The sequence below is a fragment of the Weizmannia sp. FSL K6-0777 genome (assembly GCF_038593185.1).
GTDB lineage: Bacteria > Bacillota > Bacilli > Bacillales > Bacillaceae_C > Weizmannia > Weizmannia faecalis.
Map to the genome: position 1 here is coordinate 1,070,513 of NZ_CP151971.1, position 20,208 is coordinate 1,090,720.

Sequence of the window (20,208 nt, forward strand, 5' to 3'; positions counted from 1 at the left end):
AAAAGGGCTGAGATAATGGCAAACAAAAATCAAAACAAAACACCCGAACAAAAAGCGTATGATCAGTTCGAAAAAAAGCATGAGCTGAAAAGGCCGGTATTGAAAAACTGCATCCGTGCATTTTGGGTAGGCGGCTGTTTTTGTCTGGCTGGTCAGGCCCTTACTTACTTCTATATATACATGTTTAATTTCACCGAAAAAACGGCCGGCAACCCGACAACCGCGACAATGGTGTTTTTATCCATGCTGTTGACCGGCTTTGGCATTTATGACCATATCGGGCAGTACGCCGGTGCAGGGAGCGCGGTGCCGGTAACGGGCTTCGGGAACTCCGTTGTATCCGCTGCGATTGAACATCGGACGGAAGGCTATGTGCTCGGCGTCGGCGGAAATATTTTTAAACTTGCCGGCACCGTCATTGTATTTGGTGTGTTTTCCGCGTTTGTTGTCGTCCTGATCCGGACCGTCATCATGATGTGGGGGGGATCGTAATGCCCGCAAAATCGCAAACATGGACTTTCACGAACCGCCCGGCCATTCTTTCAACCGGTGTTGTCGGGGGCCCGTTTGAGAAAAAGGGGCAGATGGCAGACGATTTCGACCGGTTTTTTGAAGATTTGTGGATCGGCGAGGATTCGTATGAAAAAGCCCAGCGCAAACTGATCGAGGAAGCAGTTGGCATTGCCCTGAAAAAGCGAAACCTTAAGGAAACCGATATTCAGTTTTTTCTCGCTGGTGATTTGATTAACCAAATCACGCCGACAAGTTTTGCGGCAAGGACAAATGCGATTCCTTACCTGGGCCTTTTTAGCGCCTGTGCCACTTCGATGGAAAGCCTGGCGCTTGCCGCTTTCATCGTTAATCACGGTGGGGCGGAGAAAGTGCTGGCCGGGGCTTCGAGCCACAATGCAACAACAGAGAAGCAATTCCGTTATCCGACCGAATACGGCGGGCAGAAACCGCCGACCGCACAATGGACAGTGACGGGAGCGGGATTCGCGGTGGTCGGTACGGAAGAAAACGGGCCGGCGCCGCGGATTACGTCGGCCACGATCGGAAAAGTACTGGACCTTGGCATTTCCGATCCGTTTAATATGGGTGGTGCAATGGCGCCGGCTGCGGTCGATACGATTGAACAGCATCTCCGGGAAACCGGCCGTGATCCATCTTACTATGATTTGATTGTGACCGGCGATTTGGCGAAAATTGGCCGTTCCATCGCGCTCGATCTTTTCAAACAGAGGAATCTTGACATTCGCAGCGAACAGTTCCAGGATTGCGGCCTGATGGTATATGACAAGTCCCAGCCCGTGCAGGCCGGGGCAAGCGGGGCCGGATGTTCAGCGATTGTCTTGTACGGCCATTTGCTAAACGAAATGAAAAAAGGCCGTTACCAAAAAATCTTGCTCGTCGCAACCGGCGCACTATTGTCGCCTTTGTCTTATCAGCAGGGCGAAACCATTCCGTGCATCGCGCACGCCTGCGCCATCGAATATTTGTAAGAAAGGGTATTGCCTGGGTTGCGTTGCGGCATGGATTGAGCCTGCGCCATCGATATTTGCTTAGGTTGCGGCACGGATACGGATAATTTGAGGTGCGCGATCGAGTATTCGCTTAGGTTGCAGCATGGATTGTGTGAGCCTGAGCGATCGAGTATTTGTAAGAAAGGAAGGATGCGTAATGCTTGCAATGTTTTTCTGGGCCTTTGTGATTGGCGGGCTGATTTGTGTAATTGGCCAGTTGCTGTTTGATGTCGCAAAATTATCGCCGGGGCATACGATGAGTGTCCTCGTTACGGCCGGCGCGATTTTATCGGGCCTCGGCCTTTATGAACCGCTTGTAAATTTTGCCGGTGCCGGGGCGACCATTCCGATTACAAGTTTTGGCAATTCGCTTGCAACCGGCGCCATGCAGGAAGTGCAAAGGCATGGCATTGTCGGGGTATTGACCGGCATGTTTGAAGTCACATCTTCCGGCATTTCGGCTGCGATTATTTTCGGATTTATCGGCTCGCTCCTCTTTAAGCCAAGAGGATAATAATGCCGTCCCTGACACACGCCTATACCGAATGCCTGCACCTTACATATTGTATAGTGTAATACAAGAAGTGAGGTGAAAAACATGTTTGGATACGGTTATGGCTGCGGCTACGGCTATGGCGGTTACGGCGGTGGTTACGGCGGTGGTTACGGTTACGGCAGCACATTTGTATTGATCGTTGTTTTGTTCATTCTGTTAATTATTGTCGGTGCAAGCTTCTGCTGACAAGTTGCGGGGAGGATTCCCCGCCTTTTTTTATAGCCGGAGAAAAAACGCTCGTACGAGGGGAACGGGCACAAAATGCGAGGCCGGGAATCGGCGAACTGTTCTTCATAGGGAACGATGACCGAGCCGCCTCTAATTGGACAAAAGCCCCGGAACCCGAGCGTGTTTTGTCTAATTGGAAGATCCAATTAGACGCCCATGCTGCAGTGAACGCGCACCAACAGTAGAATGAAAATCAGCTGGCGCATATTTTTCAGGATAGACAAAAGTGAACCGTCAAATTGTCCTTCATCGGAGTAATGTTTTGTTTTGTCCGTGTGGCAACTTCAAAAAGACATTTTGATCCAGTCGCGACTCCTTTTGTCCTTTTGACAGGTTCAAAAGGATATTTGGGCCCAAACGCGATCCTTTTTTTGTCCTTTTGGCAGGTTCAAAGGGACATTTCGGATCCAGACGTAACGTGTTTTGTCCTTTTGGCAGGTTCAAAAAGACATTTTGGACCCGGAAGCAGCGTGTTTTGTCCTTTTGACGGCTTCAAAAGGACATTTCGGATCCAGACGTAACGTGTTTTGTCCTTTTGACGGCTTCAAAAAGACATTTCGAGCTCGGATGAAACGTGTTTTGTCCTTTTGACGGCTTCAAAAAGACATTTCGAGCTCGGATGAAACGTGTTTTGTCCTTTTGGCAGGTTCAAAAAGACATTTCGGACCCGGAAACAGCGTGTTTTGTCCTTTTGACGGTTACAAAAGGACATTTCGGGCCCGGATACATCGTGTTTTGTCCTTTTGACGGCTTCAAAAAGACATTTCGGGCCCGGATGCAGCGTGTTTTGTCCTTTTGACGGTTACAAAAGGACATTTCGGGCCCGGATACATCGTGTTTTGTCCTTTTGACGGCTTCAAAAGGACATTTCGGATCCAGATGCAGCTTGTTTTTCCTTTTGGCAACTTCAATGAAAGACAAACCCCAGGCCTGGCAAAGCCGAAATGTCCTTCATCGAGATGATGAAGGACAAAACACCGGCTGAAAAATACCAAATTGTCCTTCATCGAGGTGATGAAAGACAAAACCCAGGTCTGGCAAAGCCCAATTGTCCTTCATCGAGGTGATGAAGGACAAAACACTGGCCTGGCAAAGTCAAATTGTCTTTCATCGAGGTGATGAAAGACAAAACACCGGGCGGATAACGCCGAAATGTCCTTCATCGAGGTGATGAAGGACAAAACTCAGGTCGGGAAATGCAGAAATGTCCTTCATCAGGGTAATGAAGGACAAAACCCAGGCCGAAAAACGCCAAACTGTCCTTCACCAGGTTGATGAAAGACAAAACAAGTGCCATGAAACATCAAACTGTCCTTCATCAAAGCACTGGCTGTAAATCAAGCTTGTGCACCGGGAAAATGCACTTTTTTGCAATGTAAAATTCCGGCTAACACGTTTTCAATTGAAAATCCACTTTTGTACTGTCAATCCGGCTTCTTTTTTCATACGATAAAACAGCTTGAAGAGAGGAGCGACGAAGGTGGATCATCAGTTTTTCAAGAATATCGAAAAGAAGACAGGCGTTAATATGAATGACATTTTCCAGCTTGCAAATTCCCTGCAGAACGCGAATTTTAAAGATGAAAATACCGTCCGTGGCATCATCCAGCGCGTCTCGCAAATTGCAAACAAACGGGTACCGAAAGAGCTGGAAGATAAAATTGTTGAATCAATTGTCAAAGATGGAAAAAAGCTCGATTTTAACACGATCAACAAAATGATGAACAACGGAAAGTAACCAAAGCGGGCTTGCAAATCAGATGCAAGTCCGCATTTTTCTGTTTAAAATGAAAGAAGAGAGGGAAAAGAATATAGAAATCATTTAAAGGGGTGACTGCCATGAGTTTGATCGCTCCAATTCCAGACTATCAGGCAAGCCAGTACCGGCTTTATGACGGAATGTCCTTACGCCAGCTTGAAGTGGAAAAAGCAGATGCCGTTTCGAGGGCTTATCCTGTTAAGCGGCAAAACGGCGTCACGGGCGGAACAGAATACCATTTTAAAGCAAATGAACAACCGGGAAGAAAACCGGCAAAAAGCCGGATCATCGCAAAAATCACCGGCCTGGGGCAATATATTGATCTTTCGGTTTAAATCTTTCCCGCTGAAGTGTGAATTTTTTCACAAGATAAGCAGCAAGGTTGAAAAAGCGATTATATAAAATAAACAAAATTGGTGCAAAAAAATAAGGCCATTCTATAGACAAAGCGGCGAGACACAACTCCTTCTCGCCGCTTTGTCACGGATTCTGCAGCCCCAGTTTCCGGATGCTATTTGATCGTTTTCTCCATTGCTTTATGCGGAATGCCGGCATCGAGAAATTCACCGGAAACAACACGGTATCCGAGTTTTTCGTAAAAAGGAATCGCGTGTGTCTGTGCGTTTAATTTGCATTTTTGCACGCCTTGTTCTGCGGCATAATGTTCAATTGCCAGCATCAGTTCCCGGCCGGCCCCTTTCCCGCGCACGGACGGAAGGATGCAGATGCGTTCCACTTTCCCGTACCCGTCCACCATCCGAAAACGCCCGGCGCCTGAGGGTTTCCCTTCATCATCGTACAGCAGAAAATGCGTGCAGTCCTGTTCCAATGCGTCAATTTCTTCTTCAACCGGGACGTGCTGCTCTTCTACAAATACTTTTTTCCGGATTTGAAAAGCCGTCTCCAGTTGTTCTTCATTTTCTACAATTATTACGTCCACATTTGTTAGTCCTTTCCGAGATGATAGGTCTCATAAACGGTCCAAACCCCGTTTTCCAGCTGATATAAAAGATGGAACCGGTTTACCTTTTCTTCGTGGTCAATGCCAACCATTTCCAGCTGGCGGAACACATCGGCATGTTCCTCTTTAGACAACTCCTGGCCGATGGTAATATGCGGCACAAACGGGTACGGAGGCGGCCCGCCCGGCAGACGGTCCCTGAAATCTGCGAAAAGCCCTTCCAGTTCAGGCGTCGGTTCAACTTTAAAATAAATCGTATTGCTGACGGGTTCAAAAGATTTCACTTTTGTTACTTTCAACAAAAACGGGTTGTATTTTTTGGCAATTTCCTTCAGTTGCCCGCGAAAAACTTCCGCCTCTTCTTCGGATGCCTCGAACGCTGCTTTTAGCGTAATATGCGGCGGGATTAGCGCGTATTTCGGATCATAGCGCTTCCGGTAGGAGTTAACAAGGTCCTGAAGTTTTTTTGATGGAAAGACAACAAGCGCATAATTCATAAAATGGCCTCCTCTTTCTGGATATTAAGCCGTTATAATACAATTTTATCAGAAAAATTGCCGAAAATTAATCTTTTTTAAACAGGTACTTGAGGGCACGTGGCAAATCTTTTTGCCAGTACCTCCAAGAGTGATCACCGTCAAATTCGTCATAAAATCCGGGGACCCCTTTTTCTTCCAGAACTTGATGCAGGGTGCGGTTCGGTGTGATAAAATTCTGGATCTTGCCGTCAGTCGTTTTCACTTCCGTCTCGCCTTTTCCAGCAATATGGTAAATGTCCAGCAACTTTGGATCCGTACATTGTTTTGCGGCTTCCATCACTTTTTCATTCACGAGCGGCGACATTAATGCGGCTTTTCCAAATGTATGGGGGTACTTGAATGCCGCCATGAGCGAGACGGTTGCCGCCAGTGAGTCTCCCGCCAGTGCTCGGTCCGATGCCATTTGCGCAGTCGGAAACTCACGGTCAAGGAAAGGGACAAGTTCATGCGCCAAAAACCGGATATAAGCGCCATGTTGCTCGCCGTCAGGATGGTATTTCCGGCGCCTGTCCGGAATATCCGCATAAGGGATCCCGACAATAATCAAGTCTTCAATTTCGCCTTTTGCAAGCAGTTCATCCGCCGCACGTGCAATCCGGCCGAGCTGGAAGAAGTCTTTTCCGTCCTGGCATATGCATACGGCATATTTATAAAGCGGGGAAAAACGCGCCGGCAAGTATACCCAGAGATTGAGCGTTTCCCCGAGTTCCCTGCTTTCAAACGGGACATCTTTAATCGTGCCTCTTTCAATTTCCATATGTTGAAAACCTCCTTCTCAAGATGGGGGCTGCCTCGCCTTCCCGGAAAAAATGGCATTCAGGAAAAAATTTACACACCCCGCTGCCTGTAAATTCAGTTTACCAGCCCATGCGAAAAACATCCAGAATCCGGCAACGCTTGATATGGATAAACCAAGCACCTTTGATGAAGAGAGCTGATTACAGCATGGATAGATTTGGAAAAACGAAGACGTGAGGGAGATCCTAAATTTGAATGTGATATCCATCCGGATGGGAAAAACGGAGCTCATTTTATATGAAGAAAAATTCTCATTAATTTTTTGCCGAACCTGTCTGCATCCTTGCCAAATCTAGGAATTTTGCTTATTTAGCAAGCCCTACTTAAAAATTTTTATTGTTTTCCTTCATTCTCTTTTTCAACATTTCGCGTATAAGTCTTGTCGTTTCAATATCTTTCTGTCGTTCTTCTTCAGAAGCATAATGCTTAGTTCCGCTTACAATAGCAGTGAATTTACCATCGGATGTCATTCCTGGTGGTTCTGTCCATCGTTTGTCAGAAAATAGTTTTTTGCTGCTCATTTACATTTCCTCCAACTCAAACAAAATTTTACCGGATTGAAACTTTTGATTTAAGATTTTAAATTGACTCTCTTAAATAATACTTTGGCCTCCTGATCATTAATTCCTTTCAAATCTCTACCGATTGGGCAGCATCATTCTATCCTTCAAAGATATATATTCTTTAAAAGTAATTTTGGTTTTTAATATGTCGTTGGAATCCATGGAATGGATCATAATATTCCAACGACAAATTCTATTTATCCGGCATTTCTTTACTGGTTGATGGCGGTTATACGGCAAAATAATAAGGAAATGAAGCGTTATGTAAATATTTGCATCCAATTTTAAATTTTGATATAAACGAGCACATGATTCCGGGAACCTTTTTTCAAACTAATTCAGGTACGCTTCCGGGATCATATGCTCGTTTGTATGATTATCTATGAACTTTTGAATTTCCAGGTAAATTACCTATAACTTGGAACTTCCAATGTCATACCGTAATGGTCTAATAGATTGTATAAATTATAGATTTCATTCACTTGTTTGTAAGCCCAGCCAATGTCTGTTGCATATTGATGAGAAGCATAACCATTTGTTGCGGCGCTATCCGGATTCCATCTCATTTTATACAATGTATCTTGTCCAACGCCAAGGTAATTGCTGTTGATAAATTTAGCTCCACCAATGATGGCAGCTTCCGGAGTCGTCCAACCTTGATGATAGGCATACGCTGCCCCGTTTTGTATGGGATTGCCATCATTCGCACCAATACCATACATATTATAAACAGTTTTACCATTATATTGAACACCATTTGCAAGCTGGGATGTTCCATTACCTGTTTCAAGTAAGGCATGTGCAATCAAATAAATTTCATTTACCCCATTTTGTTTTGCAGCTGTTAAAAATGTAGAGGCTTTTCCAGATAAAATGCCTTTACCTGCAAGAATCTTTTGGTTCACTTCTGCTGCACTTAGATTGGCAGTCGTTGTTAATTTTAAAAACTGAAGGGAGCGAACTGGATCTGAAATAAAGTTAGCGGGATTTAAATAATATTTCACTTCATTATTGGTTGCTTTTTTCCATGCTTTATTGTAGCTAATTTGATACCATGGATAGCCTTCATCACCTTTTACGGTGGATAAGATGGTTACCTTTGTACCTTCTTTAAGTGTTTCACCAACTTCATGATTTTTCGTACCAGCACCATCTCTGACATTCCAACTTCCATGTTGGACAACGCCTGTTGTTTTACTGGTTAGCTTAATGGCATCACTTCTGATATATCGTTTATTTGTATCTGTTTGTGGTGAAACTTTCATTTCAATATTTGCAAATTCATCTAATGAAAGATCATATGGATGATGAATTGTTGTAATCTTACCATTGGGTTTTTTTGCAGTGGATGTTAAATATTTTGTACTAACGTAACCGGTTTTTCCGCCTATTTCCACCTTTGCCCAACCATCATTTTCTGAATAGACCTTCACAGCTGTTCCTTTATCAAGGACTTCAATTACTCCTGTTGAGGTAGAAGCACCTTTACGCAAATTTAAATTAGCTGTCGTGTATTTTGTTACCGTAGAAACTGGTGTTTTATCGGAACTATTATGGTTGTTTGATGTTGATTCCTTTTCTGTACTTGCATCAGGATCTGCACTTGCTAGATAAGATGCAAGTACATAACCGGTTTTGCTACCTGCTTTCACTTTTACCCATGGGCCTGAGGATGAGTAAACCGTTACTTTTTCTCCTCTTGGTAGACTGGCTAATCTGCTGCCGCTTGTAGAGGCTTTTGAACGTAATAATAGATGGGAGCCTTTGTCCACATTTACATATTTCGTCGTTGTTTTAGATGATGGTGAAGCCTTTGCTGCGCTGCTATCGGGTGCTTTGTTTACCAAATAAGATGCATGCACATAACCGGTTTTATTCCCGGCTTTCACTTTTGCCCAAGATCCTGATGTTGAGTAAACCGTTACTTTTTCTCCTCTTGGTAAGCTTGCTAATCTGCTGCCACTTATAGAGGCCTTTGAACGTAATAACAGATGGGAGCCTTTGTCCACATTTACATATTTCGTCGTTGTTTTGGGTGATGATGAAGCCTTTGTACTGCTGTCAGGGTCTTTGTTTACCAAATAAGATGCATGCACATAACCGGTTTTATTCCCGGCTTTCACTTTTGCCCAAGATCCTGATGTTGAGTAAACCGTTACTTTTTCTCCTCTGGGCAAACTTGCTAATAGGCTGCCACTTGTGGAGGCTTTTGAACGTAATAATAGATGGGAGCCTTTGTCCACATTTACATATTTCGTTGTTGTTATGGATAATGATGAAGCCTTTGCTACGCTGCTGTCAGGTGCTTTGTTTACCAAATAAGATGCATGCACATAACCGGTTTTATTCCCGGCTTTCACTTTTGCCCAAGATCCTGATGTTGAGTAAACCGTTACTTTTTCTCCTCTTGGTAGACTGGCTAATCTGCTGCCACTTGTAGAGGCTTTAGAACGTAATAATAGATGGGAGCCTTTGTCCACATTTACATATTTCGTCGTTGTTTTGGTTGTGCTCGTTGTTTTTGCAGTGCGACCAGGTTTTGTACTGCTTAAATATTTAGCACTAACATAGCCCGTTTTTGTCCCTGCTTTTACTTTTGCCCAACCATCAGATACAGCGTATACCAATACAGCTGTTCCTTTTTTTAAACCGTCTAATTTTGTAGCACTTGTTGAAGGCTTTGTTCTTAATAACAAGCTTGAATTTGCATCAACATTTACATACTTTGTTTCTGCTTTGACTGCTTGTACATTTGAATTATGTATGTTGTTTCCTTTCGGTGAAGCAGCCTGTACAGCTTTATCAAAAGCCGGAGTGGATAATACTGCTAAACATAGAGGTATGACTAAACCTTTTTTCATTTCAATCTCCTTTTAAAATCAAAATTTTAAAGCTTTGGAAATTCTTGATACTTATCAAAAAGAAAAATTCATTTCATTATAACCAGACTATTGAACTATAACTTTTGGCTCACTATACCAAAATCTCCAAAACTTTGTAGTACCAGTCTAGTATAATTATCGCCACTTTTTAAGGAGTTTTTAAGATAAACCCACATTTCGCATGTCTTAAATAAAATTCATTCTAATTTTTGAATGAACTATATTTAAATGGTTTGGTGGGATGATATCTTCTTATTTTTGAGGAATTTTCGATAAAGTTCTATTGAATTCGACATTCTTTTCATGAATTCCTCCTGTTGTGTGTTATTCGCCTTTGTTTTCGACATTTTTTGACACGTATATTGATAGATCATACCCGCATAATTCAATGATTTTTTTGGCTTGTGAATCAATATTATCGGGTAAGAGCCTTAATTTTTGTCGATTTTGATTTATAAGGATCACGGTGATATCTTCTAATTGCTCTAACAATGCTTGACCTGTGGGTTGATAGAGTTTCCTTTTTCCTTTCAAGATTAGAGATAGGTTCTTTTCTTTCAGTTCTTTTCTAACTCGATATTCTAAAATTCCATAGATTAATAAAGCCATCACATACACAATCCCTAAGGCCTCAACCCTTTCCGGGGTTTTCAAGTAAATGGCATCAATCATTTGTGAATCTTTGATTAATCGGAAACGGGTCTCAACGGCCGACTGTCCTTTATAAACCCTCAAAACTTCTTGATTGGATAGTGTCTCCTCGTCTAATTTATTTGTGATTAAAACAAAAGTGCTGAGCATTCTTTTCTTATTTTCGATAAAATCATGATCTTTTTCAAACGATTCCAGTTGTATCTGATAGATTTGTTCTCGTTTTGTCTGTTCGTCCTTTTTAGGTCTTCCTCTCTTTTTTCGTTTGATAGGTTGATCACTCATCTGGACGTTTAGTTTATAACAGAAATATGAAGCCTTTTGTTTTTTCTTAAAAGATTGAATTGCTTCTAGTGCGTCCTCTTTACAATGAAAGATAACTTTACTTAGTTTTTCTATCTCTTTTTTTAATTTTATTTCTTCCTTTTCGATCGCCCGATTTAGGGTTTTCTCTTTTCGTTGATCTAAATTGTTTGAGTGGACAACAAGAAACCGGTAAGGAAGGTTTTGAATTTGTCTTTCAAAAGCTTGAATTTGGTAAATAGCTGCGTCTTTTTTATTGCTAAGTGAGCCTACCCTTTCCCAGTTATTGAGCAACCATGCCTCTTTCTTTAGTTCTGTGCTTAAACCGAATGTATCAGGTAAACGGGAAATAAACGATAAATTTTGTTGTTGAATTTCCGCTAGATTTTCCGTTGTGATTAATGCAGAATCGGCTTGATAAATGAGATTTTTCCAATCTTCATGGGAAAGGATTTTTCTCATCTTTTGAATGAATTCCACATTCCAAGATTTATCCGAAGTATTCCCATTTTCTACTTTTGCAAGGATAGGAATTCGTTCAGGTGTGACCCCCATCCCCAGAACGATTTGTTTTAAGTCAGGCCTATGGGCCTTACTATACCCGTACGTAATTTGCAGTCCATCTTCCTTCGGTTGTTTATATTCACCGTAAACAGAAATTGATGTTGTATCGTTATGGAGTACACCAATAGGAAGATTCAATTTTTTTAATGCTTTTAATGCAAGGGTGGAATATACTTTCCATGCTTCGGCTTTATACAAGTAATCTAATGCTCTTCCTAATGCATCATCATTTAATTGATCGGGTGAAATCGATGTATCGAAAAGCATCTCAGAATCTAGGTTTTGATAGAATTCATGAACCTTATAAAGGGGCTTGCCGCTGCATAAAATGTTTAAGACAAGGGCTTTAATCCTTGTTCCAGGTGAGATATGACAACGGACAGAATCCCATTTAACTAAATCATTAATGGTCTTTTCGAGTTCTATTTCATCACACAGTTTAGATAAAAGTTGAGACGGCCCCACATGTAAGGTTAAAATTTGATCTGACATAAAAATTCCCTCGTCTTCCCCTAGTTTAGATAATCATTCAATTCTACAAAGAAGGGGAAAATTCCTTTAAAAAAATCATAAAATGGAAAAATTTACGTGCGGAATATGCGATAAACTATCTAATTTTCTTAAAAATAAAACGAAAGTCCTAAAAAAGCAAAAAAATCCCCTCCAAAATGAAGAGGAACAGATGCATATCAGATACTGATACGAGTGTAACAGGCACTACAGAAGCGGAATTCAAGGTTACGGTGAAATCAGGATCCACAATTTTTTGGGTCAGCTATAGCGGATCGTCCAGGTTCATTTAAAATGCATTGCAAAAGTAGGAATAAAGTCGTATAAGGTTATTGAATTGTATGATAATATGTTTGCTGGGGAGCAATTTAACTGTCACCGCCCAAGATTTGTCCCCTCGTGTGAACTCCTGTATTCCCTTCATTAGGGATTCAAGGTTGTATTCGCTTAAGGATATGCCAATCAATCGTAGTTAAAAAAATGGTTAGAAAAATTCACAATTTTGATGTAATCAGTTTTTTCTTGATTTATAATAGTTTTAAAGGTAAATATAGTGAAAAAGGGGAGTGCGATGAATAATGAAGTTTCTGCGCCACTATACATGCAAGTGCAAACCGTTTTGGAGGAAAAAATAAGGAAGGGGGAATGGGAGAAAAATTTTCAATTGCCTAGTGAAAGAGAGCTGGCGAAACAATTTAATGTCAGTACGATCACGGTTAAAAGGGCAGTTTTAGAATTAGTAAATAAAGGTCTTCTCTATAGGAAGAGAGGAAAAGGCACATTTGTAACAGCAGAAAAAAATGAGAAAGATTTATACAACCTAATTGCTTTTGAAAGTAAGAACAACAGGCAGGATCATCCTCATTTTCTTTTATATTCCGTGTTGGAAGCAGCGGGCAATTCAGTCGCTCAAAAAATGAAGATTCGTCCTGAAACGTTGGTTTATAAATTTTCCAGATTAAAAATGGAAGAAGAACACCCTGTGGCGATTGAATACTCATATATTTATTATCACCTCTGCCCGGAATTCGACGTAAAGAAGACGGAAAACAATTTGATTTTCCACGTACTGAAAGATGAATATGGTATCCAATTAAACCGCGCCAGAATCTATTTTTCAAGTGAATTGCCAGATGATGAGGTGGCAGAAATTTTACAAATAGATAAAGAAGTGCCCTTATTTATTCTGGAAAGATACACATACACGGAAAAAGAAGAAATCATTGAGTACTCAAAATTTATAATGAAACAGGAAAATGCCAGTTATTACTTAGATATATCTCTTTAATTGTTATAAAGTTATAACTTTTAAAAATGTACTTTCAATATTCTAGAGGGAGATGATGAAAAAGTTGTTTTCTTTAAATGAGCAAGGAACTTTTATAGGAAATTATAATATTATAACTTTATATTTTTTAAGGGAGAAGATTTGATGAAACAGTTGAACCAATCGAGCAGCCCTCAAGAAACCCAAGAAGAAGTAGCGTTTTCTTTTGAAGGCAAGAAGTTTACAGCCCGGAAAGGTCAATCAGTTGCCGCTGCATTGTTAAACAATGGTATCAAAAAAATCGCTTTGAGCAAAAAGTTCGGGGAGCCAAGAGGAGCGTACTGTTTAACTGGGAGGTGTTACAGCTGTACAGTGAATATTGATGGCTGCTCACATGTCAGAGCATGCATGGCCCCTGTCCAGGAAAATATGAAGGTTGAAATTGCAAAAGGATATTTTGATGTAAGGGATGATGACAATGGATTGTGATGTACTCGTCATTGGAGGGGGGCCATCAGGCTTAGCGGCTGCTTGGGAAGCCGGAAAAGCAGGGTTATCCGTAATCATTATAGATGAAAATCAAATGCTTGGAGGACAGTTAAATCAGCAGATACAAGTGATTCAAAACTTACCGGGCATTTTTTCAAAACGGCAATTAAAGGGCTTTGAACTGGCGGATGAAATGGTTCGTCTTATTGAGCCTTATGATGTCAAATCTTTAACAGGATATAGCTTTATTGGCGTGGAGGCAGACGGGACAGTAGGGGTAAATAATGGCAGAGAAACACGGAAAATCAATGCAAAATCTATCATTGTTGCAACTGGGGCAGCGGAAGAACCTATTTTGTTTCCTGGTTGGACTTTACCTGGGTCATTTTCAATTGGTGCGATGCAGATCTTAATCAATCGGGAAAAGGTTATTCCGGGCAGAACAGTCGTAATTGTTGGATCAAGCAGCCGAACCTGTGAAATTTCAAATGAGATGCAGCAGGCAGGCATAACTGTTGCGGGAATAATAGAAGAAAGAGATACATTCGACTGTCCTGCATTAGAGTTACAACGCCTGAAGGATTTAAATATCCCTCTCTTTAACGGTGTGTCCCAGATCAGGGTGGAAGGAAAAGAAGAAGTGGAAAGAATTCAATTTCAGACCAGGCATGGAAAGGAATTATCCATAAGTACAGAGCTTATCTGTATAGATGGGGGGCTTTCCCCAATTGTTGAGTCTAATTTTGTTTTAGGCTTCCAGCTTCAATTTAATTCGGGTTTAGGTAATTGGGTTCCTGCCTATGATGCTTGTTTTCATACAAGTGCGCCAAATGTATATGTAGCCGGGAATGCTGCAGGAATCACAACGCATAGCGCTATTATTATTACCGGTCTGATCGCAGGCTTAAGTGCAGCCGAGGCGCTTGGAAAGTATTCGGATAAGGAAGCTGTTTCGAAGCAGAGGGAAAAATGGTGGAGTGAACTGAAAAAAGTTGAAATGGCTTATGATTCAACCGTTTATCAGGCAAGAATTCAGCACGTGAGCCAATTTGAACATGGAAAAGTCAAACAAATGTCTTGAAAAGGAGGCGGGCATATTGAATAAAGAAACGATTATTTGTCCCTGCGAAGATGTTACGCTTTCAGATTTGGAATCCGTTCTATCATTGGGAGCCGAGACTTTTGATGATGTAAAGAGATTTACGAGATGCGGAATGGGGCCTTGTCAGGCAAAAGCATGCTTTTATCAGGTCTCCAAAATGATAAGTGAGCAGAAACAAATCCCTTTATCAAAAATTCCGTATACCCATATGAGACTACCGCTTAGAATGGTACCTTTAGAATCCCTGCTTGGTGAAGAAAAGGAAAAATCAGGAAAAATTCCAATAAGTGAAGGTCATGCAAATGAATAACCAACGTGAATATGAAGTGATCATTATAGGCGCCGGCGTTGTTGGAAATGGAATTGCGTACCATCTATCAGAAAAGAAACAGAAAAATGTTCTTGTCATTGATAAAGGATTTCCATTATCCGGAACATCCGGAGCAACACAAGCTTGGGTATGGGTACACGGTAAAAAACCGGATTCTTATGCCTATTTCACTAAATGCAGTGCAGAACTCTATCCTGAATTGCAAAGGAAAATTGGCGATATCGAATATGCTCGGACGGGCGGTATCGAACCCTTTTTTTCAGTAGAAGAAATGGAAGAAGCCGAAAAAATGGTGCAGTCTCAAAGCAAGGCGGGAATTCCGGTTGAATTATTGAGCCGTGAAGAAGTATTAAAAAAGGAACCCTATTTTTCCCGACGTGTTTTAGGGGCTACATACAGTCCGGTGGATGGAAATGTGAATCCCTTCAAATTACTGGAAAAATATATAAAAGCGAATCGGTTACAAGGTGTTACCTTTTCATTTTATAACAAAGTCATCGGGATCGATCAGACAGCTGGAAAGTTTGTTGTGCATACCCAAAAAGGAAAATTTACGGCAGAAAAGCTTGTGCTGGCTGGGGGGCTCTGGACAAAGGAGCTCGGAGCTTTTCTTCATATCTCTGTTCCAATAGAGAAAGTAAGAGGACAGATCATTGTGACAGAGCCATTAAAACCATTCATTCATCATACAATCGGCGGAATGATGAGACAAATGCAGTGCGGCCCTGTATTAATTGGTTATTCAATGGAAAAGGTTGGCTATGATCGGAGAAGCACACTCGATATTATTCAGGAAACCGCCAAATTCGGAATACAGTACTACCCTGATTTAGCCAAAGCCAATGTAGTAAGGTGTTTTTCGGGGATAAGGGTTGTTCCGGAAGATGGTATTCCAATTTTGGGGAAAGTTCCTCAAGTTGATGGTTTATACATTGCTGTAACCCATAGCGGTGTAACTTTATCTCCGTTAATCGGAACATTAATGTCTGAATTGATCATGGAAGATACTACTTCTATTTCTATTAAAGATTACAATATCAGTCGTTTTTCAAAGCAGCCGGTTTAAAAGCTAAAACTATTGATTATGGGGGGATCCTGATTAATGAGAAAGATATCGTTATTTCTATTGGCGGCTTGTTTTGCAATGATCGTATCTGCATGCGGAAAGGCAGAAAAATCAGTTGGCGCCTCTTCTAAAAAGACACTTGTTGTTGCAGCGTATGGCGGCAGTTACGAGAAGGAAATAAAGAAAACGATTATTCCACAGTTTGAAAAAAAATACAATGTTAAAGTGAAATATATAACCGGCAGCTCTGTGGATACTTTATCAAAGTTGCAAGCACAAAAGGCAAATCCGCAAATCGATGTTGCGATTATGGATGATGGTCCGCAGGCTCAGGCTAGATCATTTGGATTGTTAGCCCCATTAGATAAGAAGGTTGTAACGAATCTAAAGGACACCTATGATATAGCCAGATTACCAGAAGATATTGGTGTTAGCTTCGGTATTGTTGCAACAGGACTGGCATACAGCGAGAAAGACTTTAAAAGCCATAACATAAAACCGGTGGAATCATGGAATGACCTGGCCAACCCGGCATTTAAAAATAAATTGGTGCTGCCTTCCATTACCAATACGTATGGTATCCATATGCTGGTGATGCTCGCAAAGGCAAACGGTGGAGATGAAAATAATATTGAACCGGGATTTAAAAAGCTAAACGAAATTTCAAAGAATACTGTTACTTTTGATAAAACTGCGGATGTTTCCAACTATTTTCTTCAAGGACAAACCATCATTTCGGCGTGGGGAAGCAGCCGTGTCTATACATTAAAGAATAGTGGATTCCCTATTAAATTCGTATATCCGAAAGAAGGGGCGGTTGCCCTTATGACTACAGCCAATGTAGTGAAAAATGCCCCGAACGGCCAATTGGCACAAAAATTTGTGAACTATGTCATTGGTAAAGATGTACAAAAAGAGTTTGCCAAAGCTTTATTTGACGGCCCTGTAAATAAAAAAGTGAAACTGACAGGTGATATCACTAATAAAATTGTTTATGGGAAGGAAAATGTAAACAAATTAGTAAAGGTAAATTGGGATGTGATTAACAAAAAACGTGCTGAATGGACAGAAAGAGCTAATAAAGAAATCGAGATCGCAAAATAACAATCTTTTACCTGCTGGCAGATGGAGGGCATCTAAAATAATTGAAACCTCCGTCTGCTAATGATTTAGCTGGTTTTCAATTTGTAACGGAAATAGGAAGGGGATGGAAAAGAAATTATGAGCTTTTTAAAGCTAGATGGGATCAGCAAAAAATTTAAAGATGTAGAAGTAGTAAAGGAACTTTCGTTGGATCTCGAAAAGGGAGAACTCGTTTCTTTCCTAGGACCCTCAGGCTGCGGCAAAACGACAACCTTAAACATGATTGCAGGGTTTTTGGAAATTGACAGCGGCGATATTCTGGTTGAAGGGAATTCTATAGGACATTTGCCACCAAATAAAAGAAATATGGGCATGGTTTTTCAGAGCTATGCACTTTTTCCTCATATGACTGTTTTTGAAAATGTTGCCTATGGTTTGAAACTGAGAAAAGTAAAAAAAGCGGAGATCAAAAAGAGAGTAGAAGAAGCGCTGAAATTGACGCAATTAATAGGTTTTGAACAAAGATATCCAAAAGAATTGTCAGGTGGACAACAGCAGCGCGTGTCAATTGCAAGAGCGATTGTGATACAACCTAAAGTGTTACTTTTAGACGAACCACTAAGTAATCTGGATGCAAAATTACGTAAACAAATGAGAGAAGATATTGTGCAAATTCAGAAAAGCATTGGCATTACGACAATTTTTGTGACCCATGATCAGGAAGAAGCATTGGCTATTTCCGATCGAATTGCTGTGATGAACAAAGGTAAAATTGAGCAAATAGGTTCTCCGTTTGAAATTTATAACCATCCAAAAACGGACTTTGTATCTGAATTTATTGGGGAAGTGAACGAGTTTAAAGGGAAAGTGATGAGGAGAACGGAAGATTTCTGTACAGTGGATATTCATGGCTTAGAATTTGCGATTCCGAATGAATTTGCAACCGGCACTGAAATATCTTTTTTTGTACGGCCTGAAAATATTCGTATTACAAAAGAAAAGCCATTGAGTCAACCATCACTTATTTCAAAGGTTGAAAGAAAAATGTTTCTTGGTTCTAAAACGAGATACACACTTTTTATTAAGGGGCAAAAAGTCATTGCCGATGTTCCCAGCAACGAAAAAGATGCGGTGGATTTAGGTAAAGGCAGTGAAGCGTATATTTACTGGAAAAATGATGAACTTTTAAATATTCGGGGGTGACAGAAATGAAACAAAATCTAACGGTAGAAATTCCGAGTCAGCCAACTTTGGTAAGAACGAAGAAACAAACCAGTAAAAAATTAGGTTTTGTCGTACTTTTACTTCCGGTTTTGTTTTTATTTCTCCTGTTCTTTTTTGCACCGATGATTGTTTTATTTATTACAAGTTTCCGGACATTTAACCAATCAATAGGAGTAGAAAATCAATGGACCATCCACAACTATGCACAGTTCATAAGCGATTCTTCCTACCTGCTTATATTATGGAGAACGTTGAGAATCGGTTTTATTACAACAATAATTTGTTTAATACTAGCTTATCCGTTTGCTTATCAGTTAGTAAAAATGCCGGATAAATTAAAACGCCTTGTAATTTTATTCGTATTATCTCCCTTGCTGATTAGTATGGTAATCAGAAGTTATGGCTGGGGCATACTCCTCGGCAATAATGGCTTTATTAATCACCTGCTTGTAAACTTAGGAATCACTCGTACGCCGCTCACTCTTATGTACACAGAGTTTAGTGTAATTTTGGGAATGGTTCATGTAGTTTTTCCTTATATGGTATTGAGCATTATGGGATCGTTGGAAAGGATTGATGACAGTTTAATCAGAGCCTCTAAAATTCTTGGTGCCGGATCTATGAGGGCGTTTTTTGGTGTAACGTTGCCATTAAGTCTGCCGGGCATTTTTGCTGGATCTGTGATGGTTTTCAGTTTAACGGTCAGTTCTTTTGTAACGCCATCTATTTTAGGAGGAGCAAAAGTGAAAGTAATGTCTTATTTAACCTATGAACAATTTACAAATACGCTGAATTGGCCATACGGAGCAGCTATCGGCTTCATTCTTGTATTCATTTCCGTTATTACATTAGTTGTTTACAGTAGAATATTAAGTTTTTCAAAAAAAGGGGTGACCATTCAGTGAAATTAAAACTTGGAAGCATTTTGCTGGCTATCTACTCGGTCGTTATTCTCTTATTTCTTTTAACGCCAATCATCGTGATTGTTTTATCATCGTTTACTGAAACAAATTTTATTGCTTTTCCTCCAGAAGGCTTCTCTTTAAAATGGTATCGGGCGATATTGGATCATCCTGAATTTATTCAATCTCTAACCTTAAGTATATATGTGGCGCTTGGAACGGCTCTCATTGCCACTTTGTTTGGAACACTTGCTGCTTTGGCACTCGTGCGTTACGAGTTTAAAGGGAAAGAAGCAATTATACAGTTGATTCAATCTCCTTTGCTGATCCCTTCCATTGTAATTGGAATTGCGTTATTACAATTTTATACATGGATTGGTATAGCTGCCAGCCCGGTTGCATTGATTATCGGCCATGTAATCCTTGCGATTCCTTTTGTTGTGAGGCTTGTAACAGCCAACCTGGTTAATTTTAATCGAACCATTGAAGATGCGGCCTACATTCTGGGCGCATCGAAAATAAATGTCTTTTTTCAAATTACGCTTCCGATCATAAAGTCGGGTGTTATTGCCGGCGGTATTTTTGCTTTTATTACTTCCTTTGACGATTTGACCGTGTCACTATTTATTGTCAGCACAGATATCGTAACACTTCCGGTGAGAATCTATACGTATATGCAATATCAATATGATCCAATTATTACATCAATTTCAACGATCATGATTGTATTAACAGTCATTCTTATTGTCGTAATTGAACGGATTATTGGAGTGGGTAAACTATTTTCTGCAAAATAGATTGTTTACTCAACTTTCGCAGAATGAAAGTTGAGACTAAACCTTACCCTTCTTTATGTTATGGCTCTTTAGATAGGTTCCTTGGCAACAGACATAATCCCAAATTACGA

21 protein-coding genes are annotated in these 20,208 nt (G+C 40.7%); 15 read left to right on the top strand and 6 right to left on the bottom strand.

The genetic code is table 11. From position 1 onward, the window contains the following. The first annotated feature begins 15 nt into the window (after positions 1-15). The 6 genes from spoVAC (at position 16) to NST70_RS04875 (ending at position 4,401) form a co-directional block, all read left to right on the top strand. Entirely contained in the window at positions 16-492 is a 477-nt protein-coding gene (gene spoVAC, locus NST70_RS04850) for a stage V sporulation protein AC (RefSeq protein ID WP_014095705.1), read from the top strand. After that, complete coding sequence (gene spoVAD / locus NST70_RS04855; RefSeq protein WP_014095704.1) at positions 492-1,502, top strand: stage V sporulation protein AD; 1,011 nt, start codon at positions 492-494, stop codon at positions 1,500-1,502. Before spoVAC ends, spoVAD begins: the two co-directional genes overlap by 1 nt. A 178-nt stretch (positions 1,503-1,680) precedes the next feature. Continuing rightward, on the top strand, positions 1,681-2,037 hold the full coding sequence (gene spoVAE, locus NST70_RS04860) for a stage V sporulation protein AE (RefSeq protein WP_014095703.1): 357 nt from the start codon (positions 1,681-1,683) through the stop codon (positions 2,035-2,037). Between the two features lie 84 nt (positions 2,038-2,121). Beyond that, positions 2,122-2,265 carry a YjcZ family sporulation protein gene (locus tag NST70_RS04865; RefSeq protein ID WP_014095702.1) on the top strand — a complete coding sequence of 48 codons (144 nt, stop codon included), beginning with the start codon at positions 2,122-2,124 and terminating at the stop codon, positions 2,263-2,265. Positions 2,266-3,787: 1,522 nt separating this feature from the next. Further along, complete coding sequence (locus tag NST70_RS04870) at positions 3,788-4,045, top strand: stage VI sporulation protein F (RefSeq protein WP_014095701.1); 258 nt, start codon at positions 3,788-3,790, stop codon at positions 4,043-4,045. 101 nt (positions 4,046-4,146) lie between these two features. Further along, positions 4,147-4,401 carry a hypothetical protein gene (locus NST70_RS04875; protein ID WP_014095700.1) on the top strand — a complete coding sequence of 85 codons (255 nt, stop codon included), beginning with the start codon at positions 4,147-4,149 and terminating at the stop codon, positions 4,399-4,401. Positions 4,402-4,577: 176 nt separating this feature from the next. On the opposite strand, the gene NST70_RS04880 is transcribed toward NST70_RS04875, so the two are convergent. The 6 genes from NST70_RS04880 to NST70_RS04905 form a co-directional block, all read right to left on the bottom strand. After that, a complete protein-coding gene (locus NST70_RS04880; RefSeq protein WP_014095699.1) occupies positions 4,578-5,006 on the bottom strand; it encodes a GNAT family N-acetyltransferase in 429 nt (142 codons plus the stop codon). Between the two features lie 5 nt (positions 5,007-5,011). Then, complete coding sequence (locus NST70_RS04885; protein ID WP_014095698.1) at positions 5,012-5,524, bottom strand: 2'-5' RNA ligase family protein; 513 nt, start codon at positions 5,522-5,524, stop codon at positions 5,012-5,014. Positions 5,525-5,591: 67 nt separating this feature from the next. Next, positions 5,592-6,323, bottom strand: coding sequence for an alpha/beta hydrolase-fold protein (locus tag NST70_RS04890; RefSeq protein ID WP_014095697.1), 732 nt, complete (start codon positions 6,321-6,323; stop codon positions 5,592-5,594). A 364-nt stretch (positions 6,324-6,687) separates the two neighbouring features. Further along, entirely contained in the window at positions 6,688-6,885 is a 198-nt protein-coding gene (locus NST70_RS04895) for a hypothetical protein (protein ID WP_014095696.1), read from the bottom strand. A gap of 449 nt (positions 6,886-7,334) precedes the next feature. Beyond that, positions 7,335-9,788, bottom strand: coding sequence for an SH3 domain-containing protein (locus tag NST70_RS04900; protein ID WP_110133877.1), 2,454 nt, complete (start codon positions 9,786-9,788; stop codon positions 7,335-7,337). A gap of 345 nt (positions 9,789-10,133) precedes the next feature. Continuing rightward, positions 10,134-11,819 carry an IS1634 family transposase gene (locus NST70_RS04905; RefSeq protein ID WP_110134228.1) on the bottom strand — a complete coding sequence of 562 codons (1,686 nt, stop codon included), beginning with the start codon at positions 11,817-11,819 and terminating at the stop codon, positions 10,134-10,136. A gap of 589 nt (positions 11,820-12,408) precedes the next feature. On the opposite strand from NST70_RS04905, the gene NST70_RS04910 reads away from it, so the two are divergent. The 9 genes from NST70_RS04910 (at position 12,409) to NST70_RS04950 (ending at position 20,098) form a co-directional block, all read left to right on the top strand. Then, positions 12,409-13,125, top strand: a complete 717-nt coding sequence (locus NST70_RS04910) for a GntR family transcriptional regulator (protein WP_061086893.1) — start codon at positions 12,409-12,411, stop codon at positions 13,123-13,125. A 144-nt stretch (positions 13,126-13,269) separates the two neighbouring features. After that, complete coding sequence (locus NST70_RS04915; protein WP_061086892.1) at positions 13,270-13,593, top strand: (2Fe-2S)-binding protein; 324 nt, start codon at positions 13,270-13,272, stop codon at positions 13,591-13,593. Continuing rightward, positions 13,583-14,674, top strand: a complete 1,092-nt coding sequence (locus tag NST70_RS04920) for an NAD(P)/FAD-dependent oxidoreductase (protein WP_110133878.1) — start codon at positions 13,583-13,585, stop codon at positions 14,672-14,674. Before NST70_RS04915 ends, NST70_RS04920 begins: the two co-directional genes overlap by 11 nt. A gap of 16 nt (positions 14,675-14,690) precedes the next feature. Further along, positions 14,691-15,005 (top strand): (2Fe-2S)-binding protein, encoded by a 315-nt coding sequence (locus tag NST70_RS04925; RefSeq protein WP_061086891.1) that lies wholly within the window; start codon positions 14,691-14,693, stop codon positions 15,003-15,005. Beyond that, the gene (locus tag NST70_RS04930) at positions 14,998-16,092 is read left to right on the top strand and encodes an FAD-dependent oxidoreductase (protein WP_061086890.1); all 1,095 of its coding nucleotides are present in this window, start codon (positions 14,998-15,000) and stop codon (positions 16,090-16,092) included. Before NST70_RS04925 ends, NST70_RS04930 begins: the two co-directional genes overlap by 8 nt. Positions 16,093-16,128: 36 nt before the next feature. Continuing rightward, entirely contained in the window at positions 16,129-17,196 is a 1,068-nt protein-coding gene (locus tag NST70_RS04935) for an ABC transporter substrate-binding protein (RefSeq protein ID WP_061086889.1), read from the top strand. 117 nt (positions 17,197-17,313) lie between these two features. After that, positions 17,314-18,378, top strand: coding sequence for an ABC transporter ATP-binding protein (locus NST70_RS04940; protein ID WP_061086888.1), 1,065 nt, complete (start codon positions 17,314-17,316; stop codon positions 18,376-18,378). A 5-nt stretch (positions 18,379-18,383) separates the two neighbouring features. Continuing rightward, a complete protein-coding gene (locus tag NST70_RS04945) occupies positions 18,384-19,304 on the top strand; it encodes an ABC transporter permease (protein WP_061086887.1) in 921 nt (306 codons plus the stop codon). Further along, positions 19,301-20,098 carry an ABC transporter permease gene (locus tag NST70_RS04950; RefSeq protein ID WP_061086886.1) on the top strand — a complete coding sequence of 266 codons (798 nt, stop codon included), beginning with the start codon at positions 19,301-19,303 and terminating at the stop codon, positions 20,096-20,098. Before NST70_RS04945 ends, NST70_RS04950 begins: the two co-directional genes overlap by 4 nt. The last annotated feature ends 110 nt before the right edge of the window (positions 20,099-20,208 follow it).

Bases quoted from the DNA above. Each gene is read 5' to 3' on its own strand.
- spoVAC (WP_014095705.1), top strand. From the start codon at position 16: ATGGCAAACAAAAATCAAAACAAAACACCCGAACAAAAAGCGTATGAT.
- spoVAD (WP_014095704.1), top strand. From the start codon at position 492: ATGCCCGCAAAATCGCAAACATGGACTTTCACGAACCGCCCGGCCATT.
- spoVAE (WP_014095703.1), top strand. From the start codon at position 1,681: ATGCTTGCAATGTTTTTCTGGGCCTTTGTGATTGGCGGGCTGATTTGT.
- NST70_RS04865 (WP_014095702.1), top strand. From the start codon at position 2,122: ATGTTTGGATACGGTTATGGCTGCGGCTACGGCTATGGCGGTTACGGC.
- NST70_RS04875 (WP_014095700.1), top strand. From the start codon at position 4,147: ATGAGTTTGATCGCTCCAATTCCAGACTATCAGGCAAGCCAGTACCGG.
- NST70_RS04885 (WP_014095698.1), bottom strand. From the start codon at position 5,524: ATGAATTATGCGCTTGTTGTCTTTCCATCAAAAAAACTTCAGGACCTT.
- NST70_RS04890 (WP_014095697.1), bottom strand. From the start codon at position 6,323: ATGGAAATTGAAAGAGGCACGATTAAAGATGTCCCGTTTGAAAGCAGG.
- NST70_RS04895 (WP_014095696.1), bottom strand. From the start codon at position 6,885: ATGAGCAGCAAAAAACTATTTTCTGACAAACGATGGACAGAACCACCA.
- NST70_RS04900 (WP_110133877.1), bottom strand. From the start codon at position 9,788: ATGAAAAAAGGTTTAGTCATACCTCTATGTTTAGCAGTATTATCCACT.
- NST70_RS04905 (WP_110134228.1), bottom strand. From the start codon at position 11,819: ATGTCAGATCAAATTTTAACCTTACATGTGGGGCCGTCTCAACTTTTA.
- NST70_RS04910 (WP_061086893.1), top strand. From the start codon at position 12,409: ATGAATAATGAAGTTTCTGCGCCACTATACATGCAAGTGCAAACCGTT.
- NST70_RS04915 (WP_061086892.1), top strand. From the start codon at position 13,270: ATGAAACAGTTGAACCAATCGAGCAGCCCTCAAGAAACCCAAGAAGAA.
- NST70_RS04920 (WP_110133878.1), top strand. From the start codon at position 13,583: ATGGATTGTGATGTACTCGTCATTGGAGGGGGGCCATCAGGCTTAGCG.
- NST70_RS04930 (WP_061086890.1), top strand. From the start codon at position 14,998: ATGAATAACCAACGTGAATATGAAGTGATCATTATAGGCGCCGGCGTT.
- NST70_RS04935 (WP_061086889.1), top strand. From the start codon at position 16,129: ATGAGAAAGATATCGTTATTTCTATTGGCGGCTTGTTTTGCAATGATC.
- NST70_RS04940 (WP_061086888.1), top strand. From the start codon at position 17,314: ATGAGCTTTTTAAAGCTAGATGGGATCAGCAAAAAATTTAAAGATGTA.
- NST70_RS04945 (WP_061086887.1), top strand. From the start codon at position 18,384: ATGAAACAAAATCTAACGGTAGAAATTCCGAGTCAGCCAACTTTGGTA.